Here is a 25735-nt window from a genome sequence, read left to right as displayed (position 1 = left end):
GGGGTTCAAACCTTAACTTCGTGAAAAATAAAAGGTGTTGGAATGTATCAATCCGACCAGGAGACCTAATGATATTGACTCCCATGCGACGATATGGGGCAATGATTCTTATGTTACTCACCATCGCATTTTCGGGTGAGGTGCTGGCAAAGACGCACGCAACACAAACGAGTCAAAAGTCCCACATAACTGAGACAAGTTATAAACAGGTTAGCAGTAAACAAGAGTATTCTCGCAATAGTGCAAAGAGCAGTTCACTTCCTGATTTGCGAAAATACCCTTCCGGAACCCCCAGAAAAAAAGCGTTTCTCCGGACCGTTATGCCTTACATCACCAGCCAAAATGCCGCGATTACCGCGGACCGTAATTGGCTGATCTCAAAACAGTACCAGAACCGCTGGTCGCCGTCTGAACGCGCGCGTATGAAAGATATCGCGAAGCGCTATAAAGTGAGCTGGTCCGGCAACACGCGTCGTATTCCGTGGAATACGTTGCTGGAGCGCGTCGACATTATCCCAACCAGCATGGTGGCGACGATGGCGGCGGCGGAAAGCGGCTGGGGAACCTCTAAACTGGCGCGTAGTAACAATAACCTGTTCGGCATGAAGTGCACGAAAGGGCGTTGTACCAATACGCCGGGTAAGGTGAAAGGTTACTCGCAATTCGCGTCGGTTGAGGAGTCGGTGAGCGCGTATGTCGCCAACCTGAACACGCATCCGGCTTATTCCTCTTTCCGCAAGTCGCGCGCCCAACTGCGTAAGGCGGATCAGGAAGTCACCGCCACGGCGATGATTCATAAGCTGAAGGGTTACTCTACCCAGGGGTCGCGCTATAACAACTACTTGTTCGCGATGTACCAGGACAACCAGCGTCTGATCGCCGCGCATATGTAATTCTGTGTGCCGGATGGCGCTACGCTATCCGGCTTACAAGGCATCTGTAGGCTGGATAAACTACAACAACGCTTCACTATGCTGGTCGCGATACTCCTTAGGCGTAGTGACGTACTCCTTTTTAAACACCGAATAGAAATATTGCAGCGACGGGTAGCCGCACATTTGCGAAATTTCGTTTATCGCCAACGTGGTAGAAATCAACAAACTACGCGCTTTTTCCAGCTTTTCGGCGTGGATCAGCGCATGTATCGTCTCGCCAACTTCTTCCTTAAAACGTTTTTCCAGGTTTGAACGTGAAATCCCAACCGCGTCCAGCACCTGCTCGACTTTAATGCCCTTACAGGCATGGTTACGAATAAAGTGCATCGCCTGGATAACCGCCGGATCGGTCAGGGAGCGATAGTCTGTCGAGCGGCGCGCAATGACGCGCACCGGCGGCACCAGAATGCGCTGTAACGGCATCTCTTCGCGCGCCAGCAAACGGTGCAGCAGTTTCGCCGCCTGATAGCCCATTTGCCGCGCCCCCTGCGCGACGGAGGAAAGCGCGACGCGCGACAGGTAACGGGTTAACTCTTCGTTATCAATACCGATAACGCAAAGTTTTTCCGGCACCGGAATATGCAGGTGTTCACAGGCCTGCAATACGTGACGGGCGCGGGCATCCGTTACGGCAATGATGCCGGTTTGCGGCGGCAGCGTCTGAAGCCAGTCGGCGAGGCGATTTTGCGCGTGCTGCCAGTTTTCCGGCGCGGTTTCCAGTCCCTGATAGACTACGCCGCGGTATTTTTCCTCGGCGACCAGCTGGCGAAAGGCGTATTCCCGTTCCGCCGCCCAATGTTTGCGGCTGGAGTCGGGCAAACCGTAAAACGCGAAGCGGTTGACGCCTTTTTCTTTTAAATGCAGGAAAGCGCTTTCAACGAGCGCATGATTATCGGTGGCGATGTAATGAACGGCGGGATAATTTTCAGCAAGATGGTAAGAACCGCCGACCCCGACAATGGGTACGTCGACATCGGCTAATAATTGCGCGATATCGTCATCATCGTAATCGGCAATAACGCCGTCGCCTAACCACTCTTTAATGTTATCGATACGGGCACGGAAATCTTCCTCAATAAATATATCCCATTCGGATTGCGAGGCTTGTAAATATTCACCCACCCCCTCCACTACCTGACGGTCATAGGCTTTATTCGCGTTAAATAACAGAGTGATACGGTGACGTTTATCAAACATGAGGATATATCCTGCAAAAGTGAACCTGGACTCATGGATACTATCAAAACGGCTGACATAACGGTCTGGCGAATGATGACAAATTATTTTGCGCCTGAAACGTTATGCGAAATTCATCACAGCAAACGGCGGATGACAATTGTCATTTCTTATCTATATATTACGGTTTTTTGTTTATTTGCCAGGATTCGATCGCGATCGCTTTTTTCTTCTGTGGTTTTCAACGTTTTTTTGAGAGCCAGAGCACATTTGGGGATTCTCTTAATAGCGGTGTGAAATAACGTAATTGAGCAATAAATCAGGAAATTCCAGTATGACGTTATGTCGTTTACTTGCCGTCTTATCTGATTATGGAGCTCACTATGCAGGCTTATTTTGACCAACTCGATCGTGTTCGCTATGAAGGCCCTCACTCGACTAACCCGCTGGCATTTCGTCATTACAATCCCGACGAGCTGGTTTTAGGTAAACGTATGGAAGATCACCTGCGTTTCGCGGCCTGTTACTGGCATACCTTCTGCTGGAACGGCGCGGATATGTTTGGTGTAGGCGCGTTTAATCGTCCGTGGCAGCAACCGGGCGAAGCGCTGGAGCTGGCGAAACGCAAAGCGGACGTGGCGTTTGAATTTTTCCACAAACTGAATGTGCCTTTTTATTGCTTCCATGACGTGGATGTGTCGCCGGAAGGCGCGTCGTTGAAAGAATATAAAAACAACTTCGCGCAGATGGTGGATGTGCTGGCGGCGAAACAGGAGCAGAGCGGCGTAAAACTGCTGTGGGGAACGGCGAACTGCTTTACCAACCCGCGCTATGGCGCAGGCGCCGCCACTAACCCGGATCCGGAAGTCTTTAGCTGGGCAGCGACGCAAGTGGTTACGGCAATGAACGCCACGCATAAACTGGGCGGCGAAAATTACGTGCTGTGGGGCGGGCGCGAAGGTTATGAAACGTTGCTGAATACCGATCTGCGCCAGGAACGCGAACAGATTGGCCGCTTTATGCAAATGGTGGTTGAGCACAAACATAAAATGGGTTTCCAGGGCACGCTGCTGATTGAACCGAAACCGCAGGAACCGACAAAACATCAGTATGATTATGACGTTGCAACGGTCTATGGCTTCCTCAAACAGTTCGGCCTGGAAAAAGAGATCAAAGTGAACATTGAGGCGAACCACGCGACGCTGGCGGGCCATTCGTTCCACCATGAAATCGCGACCGCTATCGCGCTGGGTATTTTTGGCTCCGTTGACGCCAACCGCGGCGATGCGCAACTGGGCTGGGATACCGATCAGTTCCCGATTAGCGTTGAAGAGAACGCGCTGGTGATGTACGAAATCCTGAAAGCGGGCGGATTCACGACGGGCGGTCTCAACTTCGACGCCAAAGTTCGTCGCCAGAGCACCGATAAATACGATCTGTTCTACGGTCATATCGGCGCGATGGATACGATGGCGTTGTCGCTGAAAATCGCCGCGCGTATGGTTGAAGACGGCGAGCTGGATAAACGCGTGGCGAAGCGCTATGCCGGCTGGAATGGCGAGCTGGGGCAGCAGATTCTGAAAGGACAACTCTCCTTAGGCGAACTGGCGCAGTATGCGGAGCAGCATAATCTGGCGCCAGTACATCAAAGCGGTCATCAGGAGCTGTTAGAAAATCTGGTTAACCGTTATCTGTTTGATAAATAACCCTATCTACCGGGCGACTCCGCGTTAGCCCGGCCTGTAGTCGTGATTAGCCCGGTAAGCGTAGCGCTGCCGGGCGCTTTCAGTAAAGGAACCCACACTATGTATATCGGGATCGATCTTGGTACATCGGGTGTAAAAGCTATCCTGTTGAATGAGCAGGGCGATGTGCTGGCTACGCATACTGAAAAACTGACCGTATCGCGTCCGCATCCCTTATGGTCGGAACAGGAACCAGAGCAGTGGTGGCAGGCGACGGATCGTGCGGTTAAAGGTTTAGGTCGGCAACAGTCGTTAAGTGGCGTCCGGGCGTTGGGCATCGCCGGACAAATGCATGGCGCGACATTGCTTGATAGCCGTCAGCAGGTCCTGCGACCAGCGATTTTATGGAATGACGGACGCTGTAGCGAAGAGTGCGCCTGGCTGGAAAAACAGGTGCCGCAGTCGCGTGCGATAACCGGTAATCTGATGATGCCCGGTTTTACCGCGCCCAAATTAGTCTGGGTGCAGCGCCACGAACCGGATATTTTCCGCCAGATAGACAAAGTTCTGCTGCCGAAAGATTTTCTGCGGCTGCGAATGACGGGCGTCTTTGCCAGCGATATGTCGGATGCAGCGGGAACGATGTGGCTGGACGTGAAAAAGCGCGACTGGAGCGACGTTATGCTCAACGCCTGTCATTTAACCCGACAGCAGATGCCAGCGTTATTTGAAGGGAGTGACATTACCGGAACGTTGCTGCCAGAGGTAGCCAGCGCATGGGGAATGCCAGCAGTACCTGTGGTGGCGGGCGGCGGCGACAATGCGGCTGGCGCGGTCGGCGTAGGAATGATCGATGCCGGACAGGCGATGCTCTCACTCGGAACATCGGGCGTCTATTTTGCCGTCAGCGACGGCTTTCTGAGTAAACCGGAGAGCGCAGTACACAGTTTTTGCCATGCGCTGCCGGAACGCTGGCATTTAATGTCTGTAATGTTGAGCGCCGCCTCTTGTCTGGACTGGGCGGCTAAACTCACCGGGCAGAAGAACGTCCCGACACTGATTGCCGCCGCGCAGCTGGCGGATGAGCATACCGATCCGATCTGGTTTTTGCCGTACCTGTCCGGCGAGCGCACGCCGCACAATAATCCGCAGGCAAAAGGCGTTTTCTTTGGTTTAACCCATCAGCATGGCCCGGCGGAACTGGCGCGGGCGGTACTGGAAGGCGTGGGATATGCTCTGGCGGACGGTATGGATGTGGTTCACGCCTGCGGCGTCAAACCCGCCAGCGTGACGCTTATCGGCGGCGGGGCGCGCAGCGAATACTGGCGTCAGATGCTATCTGATATTAGCGGGCTACAGCTTGATTATCGTACTGGCGGCGATGTGGGGCCAGCGCTGGGCGCGGCGCGTCTGGCGCAAATTGCGGTGAATAAACAGACTCCGCTCGCCGATGTATTGCCGCAGTTGCCGCTGGAGCAGGCGCATTATCCCGATGCGCAGCGTCATGCGGTTTATCAACAACGTCGTGAAACCTTCCGTCGACTCTATCAGCAGCTGTTGCCGTTGATGTCATAAGTCAGAATGCCTTTCGGTTTTGGCTGAAAGGCATTTCCCGTAAATATTAATTCTATTGAATTATATAGAAGTAAGTATGTGTGTTTTCTGATTTTTATATTATTGCTGAGCAGGCGCCTTTTTCATCGCTATTTCTTCGCTTAATGTGTCTCACACAACCACAAGGAGAGTGAGATGGACGATCACGTTGCGCGCAGGAAACGGATATTCGGCCTGGGAATGTTAGTTGTCGGTGCAGTGGTATACCTGGTGGGACTGTGGCCAGGCTGTCATACATTAAGCGAAAAGGGATATTTTTTTGCGGCAATCGTCATGTGTGGTTTTCCAGTCTTAATTCGCCAGGAACACACGGGAAATGGCCGCTTGCTTTCTCGTTGCAAATCTTTGCTGTTGCTTGGCATCGGCATGGTCGCGGTCGGCGTATTTAACCTGGCGCTGGCGGGCGCGCTGAAAATACTGTGTCTGGTGGCGCTGGGGGTCAGTATATATGGAACCGATCTTTACGCTTCCTACAGTGATGATGAATGATGGCCGGAGCCATCATTGTCGTTTAGCTAACCCATTTCCGTTTATCAATACGCTGTAACAGCATGGAAAGTAGCAGGCTTCCTGTCACCGTCGCGGCAAAAACCCACACGATGTCTAACGGCGGCCAACGTTTTAACTCCAGACCATTAGTACGTAGCGCATGGATAATCAGCGCGTGGAAACCATAAATACCCAACGAGTGGCGGGAGATAAGCCCCAGTCCAGGTAACGTCCGCGCATTCAGCTTATTTTTAACTACCGTGAACAGTGAGACGGCGCAAATAAACACCATGGGACCGCAATACAGATACCAGGTATCGGCAAAATTTCCGCGCCAGCGTAATTCATGCAATGTGCCGCGAGAAATAACAAATACCGCGATGATGAACAGGGCAGTGCAGATAAGCGTCAGCGATGACTTTTGCGTCTCCATCATTCCAATGGCGCGGCCCAGGATACCGTAGAGAATGTAGTAGAACGTGTCGCCGCTGATATACAGATTGATGGGCAACCATTCAACGCCGCCGATTTTTTGCGGCACAGTATTTGGGTTAGCAATAATACCAATGATCACCATCAGCATCAGGAGCATTTTGCCGCTCACGTTTTTTACCTGGATTAATGGCGATACCAGGTAGATCACCGCAATCGCAAAGAAAAACCACAGGTGGTAAAACACGGGTTTTTGCAGCACATTTTTTAGCGAAAGCTCGACGTTGATCGAAGTAAAAAGTGAAATGTAAGCCAGGGCGACAACGCTGTAAAAGATAAGGCAAAGGGCGATACGTAAAAAATGCCGCGGTTGCGCGCAGCGCTCGCCAAAAAAAAGATAGCCTGAAATCATAAAAAACAGGGGAACGCTAACGCGCGAAGCCGAATTCAGGACATTCGCAATATCCCAGTTTAGCGGGCTGACGCTGTGGGCGTTGGTGATGTACCACGTTGTAGTATGGATCATCACTACCATTAAACAGGCGATCCCTCGCAGGTTATCAATCCAGTTAATTTTAGGCTGCATCAGTTCCTCAGCTTCCGTTTGAATAGAGTTCCAGTGCGGTGGCTCACTGGAAAAATCCGACTTTCTACGCTACATCTTGTGATGGCGTAAGGAGATTCGCACAATGTTTCTGTTACCCACAAATCTTAATAATAAGACTGACCAGCAAACCAGACGGTAATAAAAATGATAATGAAGTATTTCTGTACTGTGATGATAGCCATCGCTCTGGTGGGATGCACAGCGACACCGCCACCGACGCAAAAAGCCCAGCAGAGTAAAGTGAGCCCAACACGCACGCTGGATATGGAAGCATTGTGTAAAGCTCAGGCGGCGCAGCGTTACAACACTGGCGCACAGAAAATTGCTGTTACCGGCTTCGAACAGTTTCAGGGGAGCTATGAGATGCGTGGTAATACCTTCCGTAAAGAGAGTTTTGTCTGCTCTTTTGATGCAGATGGGCAGTTTTTACATCTTTCTATGCGGTAAAAGCCGCGCCTGGTGAGGTGTGATGCCGCGAAATCCGGCAATTTTCGCTAAACAAACCGGTTTCATACTGTATATCTCGCATCCAGCGGGTATACTGGCTCCTTCCTTTAAATCCACACGTATCCAGCACGAAATAATATGCAAAAGTTTGATACCAGGACCTTCCAGGGCTTGATCCTGACCTTACAGGATTACTGGGCTCGCCAGGGCTGTACCATTGTTCAACCATTGGACATGGAAGTCGGCGCGGGAACTTCTCATCCAATGACCTGCCTGCGCGCGCTGGGGCCAGAGCCGATGGCGACTGCTTATGTGCAGCCTTCTCGTCGTCCGACCGATGGCCGCTACGGCGAAAACCCGAACCGCTTACAGCACTACTATCAGTTCCAGGTAGTGATTAAGCCGTCTCCGGAGAATATTCAGGAGCTGTACCTCGGTTCTCTGAAAGAGCTGGGTATGGACCCGACCATCCACGACATCCGTTTCGTGGAAGATAACTGGGAGAACCCGACGCTGGGCGCCTGGGGTCTGGGTTGGGAAGTGTGGCTGAACGGCATGGAAGTGACGCAGTTCACCTACTTCCAGCAGGTCGGCGGCCTGGAGTGTAAGCCGGTGACCGGTGAAATCACCTATGGTCTGGAGCGTCTGGCCATGTACATTCAGGGCGTAGACAGCGTTTACGATCTGGTCTGGAGCGATGGCCCGCTGGGTAAAACCACCTACGGCGACGTGTTCCATCAGAACGAAGTGGAGCAATCCACCTATAACTTCGAATACGCCGACGTCGACTTCCTGTTCTCCTGCTTTGAGCAGTATGAGAAAGAAGCCCAGCAGCTGCTGGCGCTGGAAAACCCGCTGCCGCTGCCGGCCTACGAGCGTATTCTGAAAGCCGCCCATAGCTTCAACCTGCTGGATGCGCGTAAAGCTATCTCCGTCACCGAACGTCAGCGCTACATTTTGCGTATTCGCACCCTGACCAAAGCAGTGGCAGAGGCTTATTATGCTTCCCGTGAAGCCCTCGGCTTCCCGATGTGCAACAAAGACAAGTAAGAGGCGGCCATGTCTGAGAAAACTTTTCTGGTGGAAATCGGCACTGAAGAGCTGCCACCAAAAGCACTGCGCAGTTTGGCTGAGTCCTTTGCTGCGAACTTCACTGCGGAGCTGGATAACGCCGGCCTCGCGCACGGTAACGTTGAATGGTTTGCCGCCCCGCGCCGTCTGGCGCTGAAAGTGGCGAATCTTGCTGAATCTCAGCCCGATCGCGAAGTCGAAAAACGCGGTCCGGCGATTGCTCAGGCGTTCGACGCCGAAGGCAAACCGAGCAAAGCGGCAGAAGGCTGGGCGCGCGGCTGCGGGATCACCGTTGATCAGGCCGAGCGTCTGAAGACCGACAAAGGCGAATGGCTGCTGTATCGCGCCCACGTGAAGGGCGAAAGTACCGAAGCGCTGGTGCCGAACATGGTAGCCACCTCGCTGGCGAAACTACCGATCCCGAAACTGATGCGCTGGGGCGCGTCTGACGTACACTTCGTGCGTCCGGTGCACACCGTGACCCTGCTGCTGGGCGATAAAGTGATTCCGGCAACCATCCTGGGCATTCAGTCTGACCGCGTCATTCGCGGCCACCGCTTTATGGGGGAGCCGGAGTTTACTATCGACAATGCTGACCAGTACCCGCAAATTCTGTTGGAGCGCGGTAAAGTCATTGCGGACTACGAAGCGCGTAAAGCCAAAATCAAAGCGGACGCCGAAGAAGCAGCACGCAAGATTGGCGGTAATGCCGACCTGAGCGAAAGCCTGCTGGAAGAGGTGGCCTCGCTGGTGGAATGGCCGGTGGTATTGACGGCGAAGTTTGAAGAGAAATTCCTCGCCGTGCCTGCCGAAGCGCTGGTGTACACCATGAAGGGCGACCAGAAGTATTTCCCGGTTTATGACAACGCGGGCAAGCTGCTGCCGAACTTTATCTTCGTCGCCAACATCGAGTCGAAAGATCCGACCCAGATTATCTCCGGTAACGAGAAAGTGGTGCGTCCGCGTCTGGCAGATGCTGAATTCTTCTTCAATACCGACCGTAAAAAACGTCTGGAAGACCATCTGCCGCGTCTGCAAACCGTGTTGTTCCAGCAACAGCTGGGCACGCTGCGCGACAAGACCGACCGTATTCAGGCGCTGGCGGGCTGGATTGCCGGTCAGATTGGCGCTGACGTCAACCACGCCACTCGTGCGGGCCTGCTCTCCAAGTGCGACCTGATGACCAACATGGTCTTCGAGTTCACCGACACCCAGGGCGTGATGGGGATGCACTACGCGCGACATGATGGTGAAGCGGAAGATGTGGCCGTGGCGCTGAACGAACAGTATCAGCCGCGCTTTGCCGGTGATGACCTGCCGTCTAACCCGGTGGCCTGCGCGCTGGCGATCGCCGATAAGATGGACACTCTGGCGGGTATCTTCGGTATCGGCCAGCATCCGAAAGGTGACAAAGACCCGTTTGCGCTGCGTCGTGCCGCGCTGGGCGTGCTGCGCATCATTGTTGAGAAGAACCTCAACCTTGATCTGCAAACGCTGACCGAAGAAGCGGCGCGTCTGTATGGCGACAAGCTGACCAACGCCAACGTAGTCGATGATGTGATCGACTTTATGCTGGGTCGCTTCCGCGCCTGGTATCAGGATGAAGGTTACACCGTCGACACTATCCAGGCGGTACTGGCGCGTCGTCCGACCCGTCCGGCAGATTTTGATGCCCGCATGAAAGCGGTGTCTCATTTCCGCACCCTGGAAGAAGCCTCTGCGCTGGCGGCGGCGAACAAGCGCGTCTCCAACATCCTGGCGAAAGCCACTGAGCCGCTGAACGATATCGTCCACGCCTCCGTACTGAAAGAAGCGGCGGAAATTGAGTTGGCCAGACATCTGGTTGTGCTGCGTGATAAGCTTCAGCCGTACTTTGCCGATGGTCGTTATCAGGAAGCGTTGATTGAGCTGGCTGCTCTGCGCGCGCCGGTGGATGAATTCTTCGAAAATGTCATGGTTAACGCGGAAGAGAAAGATATCCGTATCAACCGCCTGACGCTGTTGTCGAAACTACGCGAACTGTTCCTGCAGGTTGCGGATATTTCGTTACTACAATAAGCGTTCAGTTAATTAAAAAAAACCTGCTTTCGGGCAGGTTTTTTTATAACATAAATAGTATCAGTCGATTCGCTAATAATTCTGTAACTCATAGACGCGGTTATTTCTATTGATTGGCAAAAAATATTTCAGGAATACATTAACGCTGGCGGTACGGATATTGGCGTTAGAATAGCTGCGGGTGCTTGAGACTGTTTGTCTCAGGTATTCACCAAAAGGCAGACAGAGAAAATCCCCACCTGACTATAAATCAAAAGTGCATTGCACCCATTATTGATCTCTTCAATAACGAAGCTATCCCCTACAGTATTTCAGAACGTCCAACCATGCCGATGATCGATGACATACTCATGAAGGCATTTGCCAGACTTGATGCGGGTACCAATCCGGTTCTTCATTCAGATCAGGGCTGGCAATACCGTCATTGATGGTACCAGTATCAGTTACGAGAGTTTGGCATCATCCAAAGTATGTCCCGCAAAGGCAACTGCCTTGATAATGCCTGTGCAGAATGTTTTTTCGGGACTTTAAAATCAGAAAGTTTTTACACCAGTAAATTTAAGGATATTGATGAACTTAAGATAGCTATTGAGGATTACATACGATACTACAATACCCGACGAATTAGCCTTAAATTTAACGGACTCAGCCCGGTTGAATAGCGCCTAAAGAGCTATCCAGGAAGAAATTAACAAGGTCTGAACAGGGATGCTATCAGGAAACCTGAACGTCTGTGGATACGCTCACGCAAATGTCTGCTATGAGCGAGGAACGGAAGTTCGAAATGCATACTTACTTCGATGCGTGTTAAGCAATGAGGAGCAGGTCAGCAATTTATTGTGAAGGCGATAACACTAATAGCATTAGTGAAGAGGCTAAAGATTTGTTTAAAACCCGCCCCTTAAGAGGCGGTATTCTTGGCAAATATTTTATTTACTGTTTATCAATTGCAATAATGGGATCTCAGCTACATCATTAGGAATATAGGGGTCATCTTCTTTTAAATTAACCCCAATACAATCAACATCATTTAACCCAATTTCCCAAGCCCACCTAACATCTAACGTACTCATTTCTATCCCTAGACTATCTCTTTGTGGATGCTCAGGAACAATATTTTTTAACATCGCATCACATCCAAGATAGAATTTTCCACAGGCCTGATATGCAGCAAGAAATCTTTCTAGATTGACATTGCTATCAGGAGTCATCGTATTAATTCTACTGATCATTGTCATTCTTTTAGTTAACGGAGTTGTCATCATATTTTCAGATATTAGTACTCTATAATGAGTTGGGTTTTTAACTGAAATACCCTTGACAATACAAACCCTTAATCTGGCTTTACTATCTACCAAGCCTACTGATGATATAAGATCTTTAAAAATACCCTCACCTATATCGGGATGTTTAAATAATAGATATAACCCTGGGTAACGCGATTTTAATTGAGCGAAGCCTACTCCTTGCCAGCGTGTTCTATCCCATAGACGAGGTTTGATTAGACTTTGTATGGAATAATCTTTATGTGTTATATTTTCGGAATTAAGTTCCTCTTCAGGCATTCTTCCTTTACCAAGTGTTGGAGCTTTTATATCCTCGATCTCCAACACTTTCGGAAATTCACTATCCCAGGATTTATCTCTTAAAAGAGGGTAAGTTTTCTTTTCAGCACTGGTGGAATAAATTTTCTTAATTTGTTGATCAATATCATTTCCAAGAACATTTTCAATAGATTTGATACAGGCACCAAAACTAATTGCTCTGTCGAATGCAGCATCTTCGAAGATCATTTTTTCAATGTATTCTGTATTTTTTATAAAAAATAATTCAGGGAGAAGATCAAATACTAATTTCTTGAATTCATTAGTGATTTTTTGCTGAGCCTCGATTCTAAAATCACTTGCATCAAAACCAGCGCAATTTATTATAAGATTTAGTTTTCCACTATTGCTATTTATTTCATGTGATAAGGATAAGTCATCATCGTCATCCGCTATAACTTCAATAATTAAAAATGCTTCTTTAAGATGGACGTTGTCAATCGTACAGGTTGCAAAAGCCCCCTCTAAAAGTGATAAAACATTAGTTGAAAACTCTATAAATGGTGACCGATTCGGAAAGTTAATTTCTATGGTGCATCCAAAAATAAAAGATGTATGTACTCCTCGTTTGTCATGGTTATCTATTATGCCCTTACTATTAAATCCTGCATCAAAGTCACGTATTTTTTGCAAGAAATCATTATGATCTTTATCGGCAGTAACTTCGTACTCACGTTCAAAATCTTCAATATAACCTAAAGCATATTTAAGACATCCCGATGATACAAAAAGGCCTAATCTATCGAGTTCATCGGGGATATTACTCTGTTGATTTATTTCCTTTATATCAGTGTTCAAAATGAGTTGACTTATGTAAAAATCGACTTGCTGATTTTCTTTATCGCCGAACGAGCTATCACTGATATTCTCGTTAATTATTAAAAACAGTTCATACCATAAAAGGGCATGTGCTAATTTCCCTAGTTTTATTTCTGTTAGGCATAAACTATAATAAATCTCAGCCTGCTTTAATGATATCTCATCATACTTCCAGAAGTTATCTGTAATCAAAGAAGCGGATAGAAGCAAGCATGAACGTGAACTCCATAGCAATCCAATGGATTCGTAAGCATAAGCAATAGCTTTTAATGCTAATATAAATTTATCCCGTGATTCCTCTTTATAGAGTGGAATAAAAGATTTTCCTAAATACTTGATTGCCTGATAAGGGTGACCATTTTGAAGTCTCTTTATACCTCTTCGTAGATTTAATAATGCCCCTTTAACTTCACCATCTCTAACAGCAGATTGCTCAGTCATATAGTCTAATAAATTTTCATAGGCATCTACATCGGAAAAAATGTCATCTAGTTCGTTCAAAAGTTGGAAGTTTTTCTCAAAGGGATAGCCTATTAAATTCCCACTTTTTTTAAAAATTTCATGTAACTCTTCAAATACAACCGAAGCATCTTCTACATCTGAAAACGTTGTCAATTTATAAATGGCTTTGTGAGTTCTCGCTGTGAGCGCATTACTGGGACGTGATTCATCGTCAGCTATCTCATCTAGTTTAGCGAGCATATTACGTTCAATATTCTCAATATCGATTGTAGATGTTGCGTTGTTAAGTCTAATATAACTTTTATGAACGGTTACTAAATTTAAAACTTTCTCCCATTTTGAGGAATTAGTTGATGATGCAATACTTTCATATGCAAATTGAAGATTTTCTTCGAAGAGATTAAAATCTTCCATCCAAAAATGAGACTTCCAGGCGTATTGATAATACGCATCCAGCAATTGTTGATTAGTCCCGAATTTTTTTGAGATTTTTATGGCTCTTTCAAACAGACCTTGTGTTTCAATTAGTGGTTTCTCAAGTTCAGCGCTTAACTCTGCAATTTCTAAAAATATATCCACCTGTTCATATGAAATTTCAGCAGGGTTAATTTTCTCTCTAACATACTCGGTTAGTTCTTCATATTTCTTATGCTTTTTATAATCATTTTCCCCATAAATAACCTCTCTTTTATATTGTGTCGGAACTGACAATGAATCAATGGCCAATTGCTCAAAATTATTTTTGTAAATTTGATCTAATAGCCAATTAATATCTAATATACGAACATCTATTTCAGTATTTGTTTTTAGTGTATCCTCAACCTCTGAACGAATATTGGATTTTGCAGATTGATTCGTTACGCAAAATATTTTAGTATACCCACGATCTGTTTCTTTTATCTTAAGTACATCTTCATGGCATTTTTTCTTCCAGTCTTTACGTGTACTTACTGCAAAGGCCCAACGTTCTTTATTTGATGCTTCATTAACACCTTCGAACCAAAGAAGCTTATTCTGTTCCGAAACAGGGAATGTTTGTGTGTCAGTTTTACCATCCCCCCCTGCTACAGGACCAGTTTGTTCAAGGAGATTAGGGCAAATTATTTTTTCACATATTTTTTTTGCAAAATCTTCGAATTGTAATTCTTGATTTCTTGTATTTAGCGTAGAGAGGAAGTGTTCCAGTACTACTCTATCTAAAGTACCAGTCTCTCTGATTGTTGAATCAGAAAATTTTTCAGGGCGACGGCGCCTTAGAAATTCTTTAGATGAAAATTTGGTTTCCTGTACATTCATGATTGTGACGCTCCTTGCTATCGACAATAAACCTTTGTATGCATTAACTAGATTTATTGTTCATACTGCCTTTTTTGAAGAAAAAATTGCGGAAGTTTATTTCTAGACAAGCTATCTATGTAATCACTATACCACTGCATCATCTGTTGTCTCCCTTCCAAATACTGTGCATGATTGTAAGCTCCATGAACAGCGTTCTTATCCACATATGCAAGCTGTGTTTCGATCCATGCAGAGTTGAATCCTCTTCGTGCAGAATGGTACTCATTGTGTGACGAAAACCATGCCCCGTCAGCCTTCCTTTTTATCCTAATAACTCAATTACCTGATTAATGCTTTCCTTTGAGATCGGCTTAGTACGATCATTACGTCCAATGAATACGATCGGATAGATGCAGCTAGTCTTATAACATCGTGTTTTCTATGTCCGTATCTGGCAAAAAGCGGAGAAAAGCATGGCACTTAGGGTTTACTTTGAGCGAAGAACGTAGTTTGCAGTTATCCTATCAGCTTGATGGACTCATTACTAAGGATGTGTATTGATAGGCTACCTGACGTAAAGTCGCTGCGGCAAGTGGGTGTGACACCGTTTTAAGTGTGCGTACTAAGTGCGCATAAAAAAGCACTGTAATCAGGGCTGTGTTTGCTTGTTTGTTTTGACTGTTTCAGTCACGCCTGGAATGGGTGTTTCTGGGATCAACGTATCAACTACACCTTTCAATGAATCTCGAGCTGTATCCCTAACTGAAGGAGTGAAAAGGGACACTGCACCGACAATCAGGAGTGTGGAAATCGCGGTCGCAAGTAGGCCGGATACCCCGCCACCGAGCCACGACAAAATGCCTTTCCCAAACCGGGTATACCATACTGGCTTTGTAAGATGAGCACTGTACAACGCCGCATCTTCGCCCCACTTTTTCCATTTTTCCTGCAGGTCAATCTGATGCTCATCCGTCATCGTAGAGATTGTCTGATCATATGCGGCTGCGAGCCTCTCACTTACACTGCTTACCAGCTGATCTACAGCCCGTTTTGCCTTGTCACGATAGTCCTGAAGCCTTCTTTCTGAATAAGCTATGCTGTCATGGAAACTGGTGAGTTCAACCACTATGTCTGCCTCGGGAAGCAATCTCGCACGGCATTGTATTGCCAGATCATCTTTGTCTGCTTTATACATCGCATATGCGATCAACTGTTCCGGCTCGTCTGAGTCCTGTACGAGCTCAGTAAACCCCCATTTCTTTGGTTGAGACATGTTCCCTTTCCACCCAAAATCCCCCCACTTGAGAGGAGCGTTGAATCATATGCCTATTAGCCTTTACGCACTTTATTAAAAGCTTCTTTGAAATACCCTTTGGCTTCTGCCTGAGATAGCACGGAACCAGCAAGCGACTTCTGAATGCCTGAAGCGCTTGGATTATTGAGTGTCTTACGAGCCACCGGACTGATTGCAGCCCCTTTGCCCTTCGATTCGACGGGGCTCATTCTCTGAAGATTGTGCGAAGATCCCACAGCGCTTTTTGATATGGTGATTTTCTGGCGTGCTACGTCTGCCACCGCTTCACTCGCTATGTTGCGAAGTTACTCGGCTGTCAGGGTAGGCATGCGACGTGTGGTCATAATTTATACCTCCGTATATGCAAATAAGTATATATCGACCGATTGAACTCACAGCACAAAGCGAACATCAGTATTCAAAAAATGAAAAACGACGACTTGATGTATACCGTTTGCTATACATGGTGGTTGTGCTATTCTTGTAAAGCAAATGCTATACAAGGGGTGTCTCATGAAATCAGATGTTCAACTTAACCTTAGAGCTAAGGAATCGCAGCGGGCGCTCATTGATGCAGCTGCGGAAATCCTTCACAAGTCACGTACAGATTTCATTCTGGAAACGGCCTGCCGGGCTGCCGAGAATGTGATCCTTGACCGCCGTGTATTTAACTTTAACGATGAGCAATATGAGGAGTTCATCAATCTGCTTGATGCACCGGTCGCAGATGATCCCGTTATCGAAAAACTGCTGGCAAGGAAACCTCAGTGGGACGTGTAACAGCACCAGAACCTTTGTCCGCTTTTCATCAGGTCGCTGAGTTCGTCAGCGGTGAAGCTGTGCTCGATGACTGGTTGAAGCAAAAGGGCCTCAAAAACCAGGCTCTCGGAGCGGCCAGAACATTTGTGGTGTGCAAGAAAGACACGAAGCAAGTAGCCGGTTTTTACTCTCTGGCCACCGGTAGCGTCAACCATACAGAAGCGACAGGCAACCTTCGGCGTAACATGCCAGATCCCATCCCTGTCATTATACTTGCCCGTCTTGCTGTCGATCTCTCATCCCATGGAAAAGGGCTTGGTGCTGATTTACTTCATGATGCAGTGCTTCGTTGCTATCGGGTTGCCGAGAATATTGGTGTACGTGCAATCATGGTTCATGCACTTACCGAAGAAGCCAAAAATTTCTACATTCACCATGGTTTCAAATCATCACAAACTCAGCAGCGAACATTGTTCCTTAGGCTCCCTCAATAGAATGAAAAGAATGTTACGTTCAAATCGCTATAAGCGAAATTTGATAGAACGTCTAAGGTTAGATTCAGGAAGAATACGACGAACAAAATATTGATGAGACAGGAATCCGCGTGATGCAAGAAAGCAACGGAATGGATAATCCGATTGCGGACAATGTTATTTAGTTATAGCCAGAAACAAAAAAGAGCCCATATATTAAATGGACTCTTTCGCTGATGCCTCGGTTAATCTGTCCAGGTTTTTGGGGTCAGTACAAAGTGAGCCCACCTCTGCCATTCTTGTGGCGTTATGCATTCTCAAGGCACTCTGTTAATTTTATCTTGTTGGCGTTTTATAGGCCCGATAACCCATTATGTTATCGGGCATTTTTTTAACGTAATGGTAATTCCGTCAGACAGGTCTGGCTGTCATCTCTGGTGGCAATGGCATGTGACGCCGTTTTACCGTTGTAGCTTACTTCGAGCGTCCCTTCCATATTGCGCGGTAGCCAAACACCGATAAATCCGTTTCGATAGCTTTGCATCTCTTTTTGTACGATGACAGCGCCTTTACTGTCTGTCACTTTTACAGTGAACGGTTTATTCGGCATTTCTCCCTGACAGCCGGAAAGGCTGTGGTTAAAACAGGGGTGTGTCCGCCATTCATAGGGCGCAAAAGAGAGATAGAATTTGTCGCCTAACGGTAGCGTATAAATCTGCTCTCCGTCAGATAATTTGAGCTCGGTACTGGTAATCGACGCGGAGTAAGGCAAAGGACGGCTCTGCGGCGTCTGATCAATCGTATCCACGATCTGCTCAACCGTTTTTCCCGCCAGCCCATGTTGCGCCAGAAAAGCGGATTCTGAGGATGCCGCAAGCGCGGAGCCGCTGGCGCATAAACCCAAAAGTAATAACCATGATGATTTCGACATAACTTCAATTCCTTGTGAACAATCTCCTTGCCTACTATAGGGGTTCCCCTAAGGGAAAGGTCAAAGGGACACAGGGTAAAGTAATGCAAAGTTATGCTGGGGGGAGAGGGGGAATTGGAATAAAAAAATCCCCGCCATCAGGCAGGGATTCAAAATTCTGAGCTTTTTAAGCTTACAGGCTGGTTACGTTGCCAGCTGCCGGGCCTTTAGCGCCGCTTTCGATGGTGAAGGAAACTTTCTGACCTTCGTCCAGAGATTTGTAACCATCGTTCTGAATAGCGGAGAAGTGTACGAACACGTCTTTAGAACCGTCATCAGGAGTAATAAAGCCGAAGCCTTTATCAGCGTTGAACCATTTTACGATACCAGTCATTTTACCGGACATAGTGTATTACCTTTTAAAAAATAAGTGTGCCTTTCGGCGTTATGGCGTGCTTTACAGATTTTTTAAGCGTTAAGGAAATGCGCACTACGAGGGGTATCTAATGGATAACTCTTGAAGGGACTTGCCTTACTAAACTGCTTTAATGGTCTGTACGTCAAACCGTTGAGCACATTAACTCATGTAATGCCGGGCGATGCAACTTTTATTTTACTTTATTTCTCCAGGTCAGGAATCAGGCGGGGAAAACGGTCCTTACGCAGGACCGTTAAAACAGAAAGGGGTAAAAATTACTCCATCAATTGCTTACTTAAGCGTGGGTTCGCCTGTATCAGGCGCATCAATTTAAGCTCTGCTGGCGTGGGTTTTTCGCGTTTCGATTCCCATTCCTGAACCATGGCAACCGTTACGCCCAGCGCTCTGGCGAATTCATCTGTTTTTAGTCCCGTCCCTCTCCGTAACTGTTCAAATTCGGTAAAAGGATTGGGTTTTTGCGTCAGGGTGATCTTTCGCGTTTCATCTTTAAAAACAATTTGTTCCAGGCTGCTCAGCAGCTCAAACATCGGATCTTTATATTCCATTGAGAACTCCTGTAAATCACACAGCGGGATCGTGAAGTGCATCGAAGCCTCTTAAGAATAGTCGGGAAACTTGCGGGTGGGGGGCGACGCGCCGCCAGGAAGCGCTATCGATTCGTTTCGATGCCTTACGCTACGCGACTTTTAGGACGCTAACAATTTGATCCAGGAAGGTATATCCGTCTTTCAGAAAATAATTGTAAAGATTAAAAAAATATTACATCCCCCGCTGGAAAGCTTTCTTGCCGCGTTTTTTATCGCAGTGTCAGGCCAAAAATTAACAATAAAATAACAAATTAAGCATTGATGCAGATAAACATAATTTTCCGCTACAAGATCGCGTGGAAAGGGTATCCTGCAAGCCTGACCTGGACTATCCTTGTAAGCCGTCAGGCACGCAGGTGTCGTTGTGCGCATTTTTGGGTGAAAGGAGTATTAACAATGGCGACAGGTAAGTCCTGCTCTCGCTGGTTTGCGCCTGTTGTGGCGTTATTAATGGTGTTTAGCCTGAGCGGGTGTTTTGATAAAGAAGGCGATCAGCGCAAAGCGTTTGTCGATTTCCTGCAGAATACAGCAATGCGTAGCGGAGAGCGTTTACCAACGCTGACGGCCGATCAGAAAAAACAGTTTGGTCCGTTCGTGTCTGATTACGCGATACTGTATGGCTACTCGCAGCAGGTAAACCAGGCGATGGATTCCGGTCTGCGCCCGGTGGTCGATAGCGTTAACGCCATCCGCGTTCCGCAGGATTATATGACGCAACGTGAGCCGCTGCGGCAGGCAAATGGTTCGTTAGGCGTGCTGGCGCAACAGTTGCAGAATGCAAAACTGCAGGCTGATGCCGCGCATGGCGAGTTAAAGCAGGCCGATGACCTGAAGCCTGTGTTTGATCAGGTCTACAAAAAAGTGGTCACCGTGCCGGCAGATGCTTTGCAGCCGCTGATCCCGGCGGCGCAGATCTTTACGCAGCAGTTGGTACAAGTGGGCGATTATATTGCGCAACAGGGCGAGCAGGTGAGCTTTGTCGCGAACGGCATTCAGTTCCCGACCTCACAGCAGGCCAGCCAATATAATGCGCTGATTGGGCCGTTGGCCTCGCAGCATCAGGCGTTTAATCAGGCCTGGACGGCGGCGGTAAACGCGACTCAGTAATGACAGTCTGCCCGATAAGCGCAAGCCAGCGCTTATCGGGCCTGTAGCGTTATCCCGCCGCCTGCGGATTGACGCAGTTCTTCTCTATTTTTCCCTGCAGCGCATCAATCAAATTATCCACCGCACAGGCCATCATGTTGTAACGCGTCTCATGCGTTGCCGAGCCAATATGCGGCACCGCGACGACATTAGACATGTTCAGCAGGGGGGAATCCACGGATAGCGGTTCATGTTCAAAGACATCCAGACCTGCCGCATATATTTCACCGTTTTGCAGCGCGGCAATCAGCGCGTTTTCATCGACCACCGGGCCGCGTCCGGCATTAATAAAAATGGCGGACGATTTCATTCTGGCAAACTGTGTTGCGCCAAACAGATGTCGCGTTTCTGCCGTTAGCGGCAGGATCACGCAGACAAAATCAGCCTCCTGCAACAACGTATCCAGATCGCAGTAGCGGGCGTTAAACCGGTCTTCCGCCTCCTGATGCCGCCGACGGGCGTGATAGAGAACCGGCATGGTAAACCCAAAGTGCGCTCGCTGCGCCAGCGCCATCCCGATACGCCCCATCCCAACGATACCGAGTGTTTTGTGATGGACATCGACGCCAAACCACGCCGGGCCAATGCTTTCTGTCCATTCACCCGCTTTAACCCGTTCTGCGACGTCCATCACGCGGCGGGCAGTGGCCAGCATCAACGCCATCACCGTATCGGCAACGGTTTCCGTCAAAACGGCAGGCGTGTGCATCAGGACTATTTTGCGGGCAGTAAGGGCGTCCACCTCGACATTATCGTATCCCACCGAGATGGTCGACGCCGCGCGTAGCGCCGGCATTTTTTCCAGCAGCGCGCGGTTAACGGTTTCGCTGGCGCCCAGAAGGCCTTGCGCGCTGGCAAATGCCTGCGCGTGTCGCGCTACCGTTTCCGGATGCAGGTTCGGTACCTGGGTGACGGTAAAATGCGCCTCCAGGCGATGCAGCAAATCATCAGGCAGGGTTTTGTAGAGAATGATGGACGGCTTCATGCGACTCTCCGTAAATCAAAAGGTAAGCGCGGCATGCGCCAACCGGAACAGGCTTATTATTAACCCGTTTAGCCATCATCGACCAGCCAATTTCCCCGCTGTCGGCAGCCGTGTCGTGGTAAATAATGAATGAATACCGAGTAATGCGCGATGTATCCGGTTTGGCGAGGGAATGGCGAGGGAGTAATGCAGGCCGGGTAAAGCATACCGCTTTACCCGGTACGGTAGTTTACTGCAATGGACTCAAGGTAATTTCGACGCGGCGGTTTTGCGCCTTACCTTCTGCCGTACTGTTGCTGGCGATCGGGTTCGCCGGACCCATTCCGCTGGTACGGATACGGCTGGCGTCGACGCCCTGGGTGATCAGCGAGCTGGCGACGGAGTCAGCTCGCTGCTGCGACAGACGCATATTCAGATCGTGGCTACCGGTACTGTCGGTGTAGCCCACCACATTGACGGCGGTCTTGGGATACTCTTTCAGCACCATCGCCACGCCGGTCAGCGTGTTAGCGCCTGCCGGTTTCAGCGTCGCGCTGCTGCTGTCGAAGGTGACATTATTCGGCATATTCAGAATGATATTATCGCCGCTTCGCGTCACGCTAACGCCTGTGCCCCGCATTTTGTCACGCAGTTTCGCTTCCTGTACGTCCATGTAGTAACCCACGCCGCCGCCCAGCGCCGCGCCAGCTGCCGCGCCAATCAGCGCGCCTTTACCGCGATCTTTTTTGGAGGAGGAGAGTGCGCCGATGCCTGCGCCGACCAGCGATCCAATACCCGCGCCAATGCCGGATTTACCTGCTTCGCGTTCGCCGGTGTAAGGGTTTGTTGTGCAGCCAGATACTGCCAGGGCGCCGCTCACGATGGCAGCAATCACAAATACACGTTTTTTCATCTTAAATCCTTATCACTTTTTTATTTTTACCACAGCGACCGTGGCGGTTGATTATGACGTCTGCACATGAAGAAAATTCCAGGGAAAACTCTGAAATTTGTAAGTAACATTGATCGGCAAAATAAATAATCCCAATAATTCAGGAGCGAACCTTGACCCACGCACCATCGCGTCATTCGGTATTGACCGCCGCACACTGGGGGCCAGTCCGCGTTGAAACCGACGGAGAACGCATTTTTGCCTCGTATGGCGAACTCCCGACGGTACACCAAAACTCCCTGCAAACCGTTGTGCATGACCAGGTGCACAGTAAAACGCGGGTTCGCTTCCCGATGGTGCGTAAAGGGTTCCTGGCTTCTCCCGATAAGCCGCAAGGCATACGCGGGCAGGATGAGTTTGTTCGCGTAAGTTGGGATGACGCGCTGGATCTGATCCACGCTCAGCACAAACGTATTCGCGAAAGTTATGGACCATCGTCCATCTTCGCTGGCTCCTACGGTTGGCGTTCGAACGGCGTATTGCATAAAGCGGCTACGCTATTGCAGCGTTACATGGCGCTGGCGGGAGGGTATACCGGCCATCTTGGCGATTATTCCACCGGCGCGGCGCAGGCTATCATGCCTTATGTGGTGGGTGGTAACGAGGTTTACCAGCAGCAGACTAGCTGGCCGGTGGTGCTGGAACACAGCGAGGTGGTGGTGCTCTGGAGCGCGAACCCGCTGAATACTCTGAAAATTGCCTGGAATGCCTCGGATGAGCAGGGGCTCGACTATTTTGCGGCGTTGCGACAAAGCGGCAAACGCCTGATCTGCATCGATCCAATGCGATCGGAAAGCGTCGACTTTTTTGGCGATAAGATGGAGTGGATCGCCCCGCATATGGGCACCGATGTGGCGTTAATGTTGGGAATCGCCCATACGCTGGTGGAAAACGGTTGGCAGGATGAAGCGTTCCTTGCCCGCTGCACGACGGGTTATGACCGTTTCGCCGACTATCTTTTGGGCAAGACCGACGGTACGGCCAAAACAGCGGAATGGGCGGCGGAAATTTGCGGCGTTTCTGCGGTGAAAATCCGCGAACTGGCGGAAATATTTCATCATCACACCACCATGTTGATGGCCGGTTGGGGAATGCAGCGTCAGCAGTTCGGCGAGCAAAAGCACTGGATGATCGTTACGCTGGCCGCAATGCTGGGGCAAATTGGTACGCCTGGCGGCGGGTTTGGTTTTTCTTATCATTTTGCTAACGGCGGAAACCCGACGCGCCGCGCCGCCGTGTTAGCCTCGATGCAGGGAAGCATCCCTGGCGGGGTCGATGCGGTAGATAAAATACCGGTGGCGCGTATTGTCGAGGCGCTGGAAAACCCCGGTGGGTTTTACCAACACAATGGGATGGATCGCCGCTTCCCGGATATTCGTTTTATCTGGTGGGCGGGCGGCGCGAACTTTACCCATCATCAGGATACCAACCGTCTGATTCGCGCGTGGCAAAAACCGGAACTGGTCGTTATCTCGGAATGTTTCTGGACGGCCGCCGCGAAACACGCGGATATTGTTCTGCCTGCGACCACCAGCTATGAGCGCAACGATTTAACCATGACCGGCGACTATAGCAATCAGCATTTGGCGCCGATGAAGCAGGTCGTGTCGCCCCGGTGGGAGGCGCGGAATGATTTTGACGTTTTTGCTGAACTGAGCGAACGGTGGGAAGTCGGCGGTTACGCTCGGTTCACCGAAGGAAAAAGCGAGCTGGCGTGGCTGGAGACTTTCTACAATATTGCCGCCCAGCGTGGCGCCAGCCAGGGGGTGACGCTGCCGCCGTTTGCCGCATTCTGGCAGGCTAACCGTTTACTGGAGATGCCGGAAAATCCCGCCAACGCGCAGTTTGTGCGCTTCGCGGATTTTCGCCGCGATCCTGATAACCATCCGCTAAAAACGGCCAGCGGCAAAATCGAAATCTATTCTACGCGTATTGCCAGCTATGGTTACGCGGATTGTCCCGGTCATCCGATGTGGCTGGTGCCGGATGAGTGGCACGGGAACGCCGATGCGGGGCAGGTTCAGCTACTTTCCGCGCATCCGGCGCATCGTCTGCATAGCCAGCTCAACTACAGTTCATTACGGGAGCGGTATGCGGTAGCCGGACGCGAACCGGTGACGATTCATCCGCAGGATGCGACAACGCGCGGAATCGTCGATGGCGATACGGTACGCGTCTGGAATCATCGCGGGCAGGTTCTGGCGGGCGCGGTCGTTACCGACGGAATTCGGCCTGGCGTGATCTGTATTCACGAAGGCGCATGGCCGGACCCTGAACCTACCGCAGGCGGCATATGCAAAAACGGCGCGGTAAACGTCCTGACAAAAGATCTTCCCAGTTCCCGGCTGGGGAACGGTTGTGCGGGCAACACCGCGCTGGTCTGGTTTGAGAAATATACCGGCCCGGCGCTACCGCTTACGGCGTTTGATCCGCCTGCCAACTCATAATCCAGGTGGGGTGGGCGGTATCCTCCTGCCAGGCGCTATCTTCAATACGAAAACCAAGCGCATGGTAGAAGTTTACGGCGGATTGATTTTTCTGGTAAACCTCAAGGCTCAGCAGAGGAAAACGTTGCTGGACATATTCCAGAAGCGCTTTGCCAATGCCGTGTCTTAACGCGTCGGGGGCGACAAACAGCGCCCCGACAAAACGGGCTTCCAGTACGCTGACGAAGCCTTTCAGTTGTCCATTTTCCTCCCATACCCAGGTTTGCGCGGCGGGTAAATAGACGTCGCGTACAATTGCTTCGCTCTCGTGCCAGTAACGTTCTTCGATAAAGGGATGGGCATAAATGGTACTTTTCATCCACAGCGCCAGAATAGACGCCATGTCTTCACTCTGGGATTTGCGAATCATGTTTTTCTCCCGGATGGCAAAAACAGCCGGTAATATGGTCGTTGACCAGTCCGCACGCCTGCATAAAGGAGTAACAGATAGTCGTACCGACAAACTTGAAACCGCGTTTTTTCAATGCCTTAGCAAGCGCATCGGACGCAGGTGTTGAGGTAGGAATCTCATCCAGGCTGGCCGCCTGGGTGATCTGCGGCTGGCCATCAACGAATGACCAGACAAAATCGGCGAAAGACTCGCCGTTTTGCTCCATCGCAAGCCAGGCGCGGGCGTTACTGATAATGGCCTGAATTTTACCGCGATGTCGTATGATGCCCGTGTTCTGCAGCAGGCGTTCAACATCTTCCTCCTGCATAGCTGCGATGCGTACCGGGTCAAACTGATGAAAACAGGCGCGGTAGTTCTCCCTCTTTTTAAGCACGGTGATCCAGGATAAACCGGCCTGTTGACCTTCAAGACAGATCATTTCAAACAGCTTTCTGCTGTCAGTTTCCGGTACGCCCCACTCGTTATCATGATAGGCAATATAAAGGGGGTCCTGGCTGACCCAGTCGCAACGCTGCATAGACTTCCTCGTTATTGTGGTTACCGCGAAAATTTCCTTCAACCCGCCTTGACGGGCCCGCTAAAAGGACAATAGTTAATACAGGGCTGATGCCCGACATCCTTCATTCAATGACAATA

The 25735-nt window shown here is 49.5% G+C and carries 23 protein-coding genes and 2 pseudogenes; 12 read left to right on the top strand and 13 right to left on the bottom strand.

What is annotated here, in order from left to right; translation table 11 throughout:
* The first annotated feature begins 68 nt into the window (after window positions 1-68).
* The gene (locus ABVN36_RS11235; RefSeq protein ID WP_001575119.1) at window positions 69-893 is read left to right on the top strand and encodes a protein bax; all 825 of its coding nucleotides are present in this window, start codon (window positions 69-71) and stop codon (window positions 891-893) included.
* 60 nt (window positions 894-953) lie between these two features.
* On the opposite strand, the gene xylR is transcribed toward ABVN36_RS11235, so the two are convergent.
* Window positions 954-2132, bottom strand: coding sequence for a D-xylose utilization transcriptional activator XylR (xylR, locus tag ABVN36_RS11230; protein WP_000459824.1), 1179 nt, complete (start codon window positions 2130-2132; stop codon window positions 954-956).
* 362 nt (window positions 2133-2494) lie between these two features.
* Here xylR and xylA point away from each other — a divergent pair, with 362 nt between their 5' ends.
* From xylA to ABVN36_RS11215, 3 genes are all read left to right on the top strand, one after another.
* Complete coding sequence (gene xylA / locus ABVN36_RS11225; protein ID WP_023138213.1) at window positions 2495-3817, top strand: xylose isomerase; 1323 nt, start codon at window positions 2495-2497, stop codon at window positions 3815-3817.
* A gap of 99 nt (window positions 3818-3916) precedes the next feature.
* A complete protein-coding gene (xylB, locus tag ABVN36_RS11220; RefSeq protein WP_000275322.1) occupies window positions 3917-5371 on the top strand; it encodes a xylulokinase in 1455 nt (484 codons plus the stop codon).
* A 174-nt stretch (window positions 5372-5545) separates the two neighbouring features.
* A complete protein-coding gene (locus tag ABVN36_RS11215) occupies window positions 5546-5899 on the top strand; it encodes a YiaA/YiaB family protein (RefSeq protein WP_000340935.1) in 354 nt (117 codons plus the stop codon).
* Between the two features lie 22 nt (window positions 5900-5921).
* Here ABVN36_RS11215 and ABVN36_RS11210 read toward each other — a convergent pair whose 3' ends face one another.
* A complete protein-coding gene (locus ABVN36_RS11210; RefSeq protein ID WP_001182583.1) occupies window positions 5922-6917 on the bottom strand; it encodes an acyltransferase in 996 nt (331 codons plus the stop codon).
* A gap of 165 nt (window positions 6918-7082) precedes the next feature.
* On the opposite strand from ABVN36_RS11210, the gene ABVN36_RS11205 reads away from it, so the two are divergent.
* From ABVN36_RS11205 to ABVN36_RS11190, 4 genes and pseudogenes are all read left to right on the top strand, one after another.
* The gene (locus tag ABVN36_RS11205) at window positions 7083-7385 is read left to right on the top strand and encodes a YsaB family lipoprotein (RefSeq protein WP_000605592.1); all 303 of its coding nucleotides are present in this window, start codon (window positions 7083-7085) and stop codon (window positions 7383-7385) included.
* Between the two features lie 138 nt (window positions 7386-7523).
* Window positions 7524-8435, top strand: a complete 912-nt coding sequence (glyQ, locus tag ABVN36_RS11200) for a glycine--tRNA ligase subunit alpha (protein WP_023138212.1) — start codon at window positions 7524-7526, stop codon at window positions 8433-8435.
* 9 nt (window positions 8436-8444) lie between these two features.
* The gene (gene glyS / locus ABVN36_RS11195; protein ID WP_001291738.1) at window positions 8445-10514 is read left to right on the top strand and encodes a glycine--tRNA ligase subunit beta; all 2070 of its coding nucleotides are present in this window, start codon (window positions 8445-8447) and stop codon (window positions 10512-10514) included.
* 260 nt (window positions 10515-10774) lie between these two features.
* Window positions 10775-11176, top strand: a pseudogene (locus ABVN36_RS11190) (transposase); the annotation flags it as partial.
* Between the two features lie 267 nt (window positions 11177-11443).
* Here the strand turns inward: ABVN36_RS11190 and ABVN36_RS11185 are convergent.
* From ABVN36_RS11185 to ABVN36_RS11170, 4 genes and pseudogenes are all read right to left on the bottom strand, one after another.
* Window positions 11444-14695: a hypothetical protein gene (locus ABVN36_RS11185; RefSeq protein ID WP_112324591.1), complete on the bottom strand. Its 3252-nt coding sequence runs from the start codon at window positions 14693-14695 to the stop codon at window positions 11444-11446.
* Between the two features lie 53 nt (window positions 14696-14748).
* Window positions 14749-15086, bottom strand: a pseudogene (locus tag ABVN36_RS11180) (tyrosine-type recombinase/integrase); the annotation flags it as partial.
* Window positions 15087-15326: 240 nt separating this feature from the next.
* Window positions 15327-15950: a hypothetical protein gene (locus ABVN36_RS11175; RefSeq protein WP_000082043.1), complete on the bottom strand. Its 624-nt coding sequence runs from the start codon at window positions 15948-15950 to the stop codon at window positions 15327-15329.
* A 56-nt stretch (window positions 15951-16006) separates the two neighbouring features.
* Complete coding sequence (locus tag ABVN36_RS11170) at window positions 16007-16252, bottom strand: hypothetical protein (RefSeq protein WP_023138211.1); 246 nt, start codon at window positions 16250-16252, stop codon at window positions 16007-16009.
* A gap of 211 nt (window positions 16253-16463) precedes the next feature.
* On the opposite strand from ABVN36_RS11170, the gene ABVN36_RS11165 reads away from it, so the two are divergent.
* Together ABVN36_RS11165 and ABVN36_RS11160 are read left to right on the top strand one after the other, a co-directional pair.
* Entirely contained in the window at window positions 16464-16751 is a 288-nt protein-coding gene (locus ABVN36_RS11165) for a DUF1778 domain-containing protein (protein ID WP_000965889.1), read from the top strand.
* Window positions 16739-17224, top strand: a complete 486-nt coding sequence (locus ABVN36_RS11160) for a GNAT family N-acetyltransferase (protein ID WP_023138210.1) — start codon at window positions 16739-16741, stop codon at window positions 17222-17224. Before ABVN36_RS11165 ends, ABVN36_RS11160 begins: the two co-directional genes overlap by 13 nt.
* A 370-nt stretch (window positions 17225-17594) precedes the next feature.
* On the opposite strand, the gene cueP is transcribed toward ABVN36_RS11160, so the two are convergent.
* The 3 genes from cueP to ABVN36_RS11145 all read right to left on the bottom strand — a co-directional run bounded on the left by cueP (window position 17595) and on the right by ABVN36_RS11145 (window position 19097).
* Window positions 17595-18134 (bottom strand): copper-binding periplasmic metallochaperone CueP, encoded by a 540-nt coding sequence (gene cueP / locus ABVN36_RS11155; protein ID WP_000047148.1) that lies wholly within the window; start codon window positions 18132-18134, stop codon window positions 17595-17597.
* 172 nt (window positions 18135-18306) lie between these two features.
* Entirely contained in the window at window positions 18307-18519 is a 213-nt protein-coding gene (gene cspA / locus ABVN36_RS11150; RefSeq protein ID WP_000014594.1) for an RNA chaperone/antiterminator CspA, read from the bottom strand.
* A 287-nt stretch (window positions 18520-18806) separates the two neighbouring features.
* Entirely contained in the window at window positions 18807-19097 is a 291-nt protein-coding gene (locus ABVN36_RS11145; RefSeq protein ID WP_000455790.1) for an HTH-type transcriptional regulator, read from the bottom strand.
* 438 nt (window positions 19098-19535) lie between these two features.
* Between ABVN36_RS11145 and ABVN36_RS11140 the strand changes: the two genes are divergently transcribed.
* Window positions 19536-20246 (top strand): DUF3053 domain-containing protein, encoded by a 711-nt coding sequence (locus tag ABVN36_RS11140; RefSeq protein WP_023138209.1) that lies wholly within the window; start codon window positions 19536-19538, stop codon window positions 20244-20246.
* 49 nt (window positions 20247-20295) lie between these two features.
* On the opposite strand, the gene ghrB is transcribed toward ABVN36_RS11140, so the two are convergent.
* A complete protein-coding gene (ghrB, locus tag ABVN36_RS11135; RefSeq protein ID WP_023138208.1) occupies window positions 20296-21270 on the bottom strand; it encodes a glyoxylate/hydroxypyruvate reductase GhrB in 975 nt (324 codons plus the stop codon).
* A 229-nt stretch (window positions 21271-21499) separates the two neighbouring features.
* Window positions 21500-22162, bottom strand: a complete 663-nt coding sequence (locus ABVN36_RS11130; protein WP_000747548.1) for an OmpA family lipoprotein — start codon at window positions 22160-22162, stop codon at window positions 21500-21502.
* A 152-nt stretch (window positions 22163-22314) separates the two neighbouring features.
* Here ABVN36_RS11130 and ABVN36_RS11125 point away from each other — a divergent pair, with 152 nt between their 5' ends.
* Entirely contained in the window at window positions 22315-24648 is a 2334-nt protein-coding gene (locus tag ABVN36_RS11125) for a molybdopterin guanine dinucleotide-containing S/N-oxide reductase (protein ID WP_023138207.1), read from the top strand.
* On the opposite strand, the gene ABVN36_RS11120 is transcribed toward ABVN36_RS11125, so the two are convergent.
* Together ABVN36_RS11120 and tag are read right to left on the bottom strand one after the other, a co-directional pair.
* Window positions 24617-25057, bottom strand: a complete 441-nt coding sequence (locus ABVN36_RS11120) for an N-acetyltransferase (RefSeq protein ID WP_000619902.1) — start codon at window positions 25055-25057, stop codon at window positions 24617-24619. The two genes, ABVN36_RS11125 and ABVN36_RS11120, sit on opposite strands and share 32 nt — an antisense overlap.
* Complete coding sequence (tag, locus tag ABVN36_RS11115; protein WP_001188416.1) at window positions 25035-25616, bottom strand: DNA-3-methyladenine glycosylase I; 582 nt, start codon at window positions 25614-25616, stop codon at window positions 25035-25037. The genes ABVN36_RS11120 and tag overlap by 23 nt, the downstream gene beginning before the upstream one ends.
* Window positions 25617-25735: the final 119 nt, after the last annotated feature.

Source organism: Salmonella sp. SJTUF15581, from assembly GCF_043356775.1.
GTDB classification, from domain to species: domain Bacteria; phylum Pseudomonadota; class Gammaproteobacteria; order Enterobacterales; family Enterobacteriaceae; genus Salmonella; species Salmonella enterica.
Note: the sequence above shows the minus strand (reverse complement) of the source record. Positions and strands in the feature narration are given on the sequence as shown.

Coding starts and splice junctions, on each gene's coding strand:
- ABVN36_RS11235 (WP_001575119.1), top strand. CDS start 69: ATGATATTGACTCCCATGCGACGATATGGGGCAATGATTCTTATGTTA.
- xylR (WP_000459824.1), bottom strand. CDS start 2,132: ATGTTTGATAAACGTCACCGTATCACTCTGTTATTTAACGCGAATAAA.
- xylA (WP_023138213.1), top strand. CDS start 2,495: ATGCAGGCTTATTTTGACCAACTCGATCGTGTTCGCTATGAAGGCCCT.
- xylB (WP_000275322.1), top strand. CDS start 3,917: ATGTATATCGGGATCGATCTTGGTACATCGGGTGTAAAAGCTATCCTG.
- ABVN36_RS11215 (WP_000340935.1), top strand. CDS start 5,546: ATGGACGATCACGTTGCGCGCAGGAAACGGATATTCGGCCTGGGAATG.
- ABVN36_RS11210 (WP_001182583.1), bottom strand. CDS start 6,917: ATGCAGCCTAAAATTAACTGGATTGATAACCTGCGAGGGATCGCCTGT.
- ABVN36_RS11205 (WP_000605592.1), top strand. CDS start 7,083: ATGATAATGAAGTATTTCTGTACTGTGATGATAGCCATCGCTCTGGTG.
- glyQ (WP_023138212.1), top strand. CDS start 7,524: ATGCAAAAGTTTGATACCAGGACCTTCCAGGGCTTGATCCTGACCTTA.
- glyS (WP_001291738.1), top strand. CDS start 8,445: ATGTCTGAGAAAACTTTTCTGGTGGAAATCGGCACTGAAGAGCTGCCA.
- ABVN36_RS11185 (WP_112324591.1), bottom strand. CDS start 14,695: ATGAATGTACAGGAAACCAAATTTTCATCTAAAGAATTTCTAAGGCGC.
- ABVN36_RS11175 (WP_000082043.1), bottom strand. CDS start 15,950: ATGTCTCAACCAAAGAAATGGGGGTTTACTGAGCTCGTACAGGACTCA.
- ABVN36_RS11165 (WP_000965889.1), top strand. CDS start 16,464: ATGCTATACAAGGGGTGTCTCATGAAATCAGATGTTCAACTTAACCTT.
- cueP (WP_000047148.1), bottom strand. CDS start 18,134: ATGTCGAAATCATCATGGTTATTACTTTTGGGTTTATGCGCCAGCGGC.
- cspA (WP_000014594.1), bottom strand. CDS start 18,519: ATGTCCGGTAAAATGACTGGTATCGTAAAATGGTTCAACGCTGATAAA.
- ABVN36_RS11145 (WP_000455790.1), bottom strand. CDS start 19,097: ATGGAATATAAAGATCCGATGTTTGAGCTGCTGAGCAGCCTGGAACAA.
- ABVN36_RS11140 (WP_023138209.1), top strand. CDS start 19,536: ATGGCGACAGGTAAGTCCTGCTCTCGCTGGTTTGCGCCTGTTGTGGCG.
- ghrB (WP_023138208.1), bottom strand. CDS start 21,270: ATGAAGCCGTCCATCATTCTCTACAAAACCCTGCCTGATGATTTGCTG.
- ABVN36_RS11130 (WP_000747548.1), bottom strand. CDS start 22,162: ATGAAAAAACGTGTATTTGTGATTGCTGCCATCGTGAGCGGCGCCCTG.
- ABVN36_RS11120 (WP_000619902.1), bottom strand. CDS start 25,057: ATGATTCGCAAATCCCAGAGTGAAGACATGGCGTCTATTCTGGCGCTG.
- tag (WP_001188416.1), bottom strand. CDS start 25,616: ATGCAGCGTTGCGACTGGGTCAGCCAGGACCCCCTTTATATTGCCTAT.